The organism is Pseudomonas sp. 24 E 13 (assembly GCF_900004715.1).
GTDB classification, from domain to species: domain Bacteria; phylum Pseudomonadota; class Gammaproteobacteria; order Pseudomonadales; family Pseudomonadaceae; genus Aquipseudomonas; species Aquipseudomonas orientalis_A.
Genome location: NZ_CVTO01000139.1, coordinates 16,639 through 17,522 on the forward strand (window position 1 = coordinate 16,639; position 884 = coordinate 17,522).

General features: G+C 56.1%; 1 protein-coding gene and 1 pseudogene. Both read left to right on the top strand.

Annotated features, from left to right (window positions below):
• The first annotated feature begins 248 nt into the window (after positions 1–248).
• Positions 249–704: a type II 3-dehydroquinate dehydratase gene (gene aroQ, locus BFP90_RS18655; RefSeq protein WP_057724120.1), complete on the top strand. Its 456-nt coding sequence runs from the start codon at positions 249–251 to the stop codon at positions 702–704.
• Between the two features lie 24 nt (positions 705–728).
• Positions 729–884 (top strand): annotated as a pseudogene (locus BFP90_RS18660) (acetyl-CoA carboxylase biotin carboxyl carrier protein); the annotation flags it as partial.

Sequence of the window (884 nt, forward strand, 5' to 3'; positions counted from 1 at the left end):
ATGTACTCGGTCTAATCCAACATCCTGGTCGGCCCAGAGGCCGCCATCGGGGGCAAGCCCCCTCCCACATGGGATCTCCCGCGATTTCACGACTGTATTACCCATGACCGAATCCCAAGTCACAGTCACAAATTTCGCGCTATCCTCGCTAATCGTGCTGGCTACTGCATAGAACTGGACAGTCACAAAGGCTTTGCGGCATAGTCGCCGGGTTCTGCGCTACCCCAACCAATAACAAGGAACAGCCGATGGCGACCTTACTGGTTCTTCACGGACCCAACCTGAACCTGCTCGGCACCCGTGAACCGGGCGTCTACGGGGCAGTGACGCTGGAGCAGATCAACCTCGATCTGGAACAGAGGGCCCGTGTTGCCGGCCACCATTTGCTCTACCTGCAAAGCAATGCCGAGTATGAATTGATTGATCGCATCCATGCCGCGCGCGGCGAAGGTGTGGACTTTATTCTGATCAATCCCGCCGCTTTCACGCATACAAGCGTTGCATTACGTGACGCGCTGCTGGCGGTGAGCATCCCATTCATCGAAGTGCATTTATCGAACGTGCACAAACGCGAAGCTTTCCGCCATCACTCTTACTTCTCCGATGTAGCGGTAGGAGTGATCTGCGGCCTTGGCGCCAGCGGTTACCGACTGGCCCTGGAGGCCGCCCTGGAACACGTTGAAGAACAGGCTAAACGCCCCTGACCGACCCTTGGGAGTTGATGATTCATGGATATCCGTAAAGTTAAGAAACTGATCGAACTGCTGGAAGAATCCGGTATCGACGAGCTGGAAATAAAGGAAGGCGAAGAGTCCGTACGGATCAGCCGTCACAGCAAGACCCCGGCCCAACAGTTCTACGCACCCCAGATGCAAGCACCGGCG